Origin of the sequence: Amycolatopsis sp. NPDC051045, assembly GCF_040682955.1 — a bacterium.
In the GTDB taxonomy this organism is placed as follows: domain Bacteria; phylum Actinomycetota; class Actinomycetes; order Mycobacteriales; family Pseudonocardiaceae; genus Amycolatopsis.
This window is the reverse complement of record NZ_JBFBCC010000066.1, coordinates 1-1,299: the sequence shown is the minus strand read 5'-3', so window position 1 is coordinate 1,299 and position 1,299 is coordinate 1. Positions and strand designations below refer to the sequence as shown.

The window sequence follows — 1,299 nt, the reverse complement described above, 5'->3', positions numbered from 1 at the left end:
AAGATCATTTGTGGTGATCAGCTGGTAGAGCTCTCGGGCGATGTAGCGTTTGAGGCAGCGGATGATCTCTTTCTTCGACAAGCCTTCACGGGTGCGTCGTTCGGCGTAGGCACGGGTGCGCGGATCCCACCGCAACCGGCAGAGCACCACGCGATAGAGGGCGGCGTTGGCCTGGCGGTCACCGCCTCGGTTGAGGCGGTGCCGGTTCGTTTTCCCCGACGAGGCGGGGATGGGTGCGGCGCCGCAGAGCATCGCGAACGCGGCGTCGGAGCCGATGCGGTCATGGTTTTCTCCGGCGGTAACCAGCAGCTGCCCAGCGACCTCGGGGCCGACGCCGTTGGCCTCGGCCAGGCGCGGGTTGATCGCGACGACCAGCGGCCCGAGTAACGCATCCAGTTCACCGATCTCGACCGAAAGCTGCTGGTGGCGGCGGGCCAGCGACCGCAACGCGATCTTCGCCGCCGTCGCCGGGGACGCCGCGTCGGTGGTGTCGGATCGCATTCCGGCGCACACAGTGATCAGCTTCGCGACCGTCAACCCGCGCAGGCGTTCGCGCAGCTCGTCGGCGGCGGTCACGATCAACGCCCGCATCCGGCGCTGGGTGTCGGCGCGTTGCTCGACCGCGCTGCGGCGGGCGACGCGGAGGTTGCGCAGCGCCTCGACCTGGCCCTCACGCTGTTTCGGGACCCCGGCGCGGGTGTCGGCGATGGCGGCTTTGGCGGCCTGGATCGCGTCGATCGGGTCGGACTTGCCCTGAAAACGGCGGATTTTGCGGTCCGGCCGGTCGACCTCGATCACCTGGACGTCCTCGGCGCGCAGCAGCCGGGCCAGGCCGGCGCCGTAGGCGCCGGTGCCCTCGACTCCGATCCGGGACAGGCGGCCGAAGCTGCGCATCCAGGCCAGCAACCCGCGGTAGCCTGCGGCGTCGGCGGGAAACTGGCGGGTGCCCAGCACTCGCCCGATCGTGTCGATCACTGCGGCGGTGTGGGTGTCGAGATGGGTGTCGACCCCGCCGGCCACTTCGGGCAGCCGGGCATGGTCGATTGTGGTAGAAGGCAAAGGGTCGTCCTGTTTGCTCGTTGCTGATGGCGGGGCGGCACGCACCAGCCGGGCAAGGTGGACAAGACAGAGATGGGGCCTCTGGCCAGGCTCCTATGAGGTCACGGTCGCCACGGTCGGTGAGTGCACCGAGCACCTCCCGGCTGAGGCCGACATATCCCGGTAAGGACCCGGAGTCAGTCAGGCGTCGGGTCAGACCCCGCCGGGAGGTGCTCCCCAACATCATCTCTGTCAGGCGTC

General features: G+C 69.1%; 1 protein-coding gene. It reads right to left on the bottom strand.

All coding sequences use genetic code 11. The features are described from left to right. Positions 1 to 1,044: IS110 family transposase (locus AB0M80_RS44150; protein ID WP_364576529.1), on the bottom strand; the 1,044-nt coding region annotated here is incomplete at its 3' end. Positions 1,045 to 1,299: the final 255 nt, after the last annotated feature.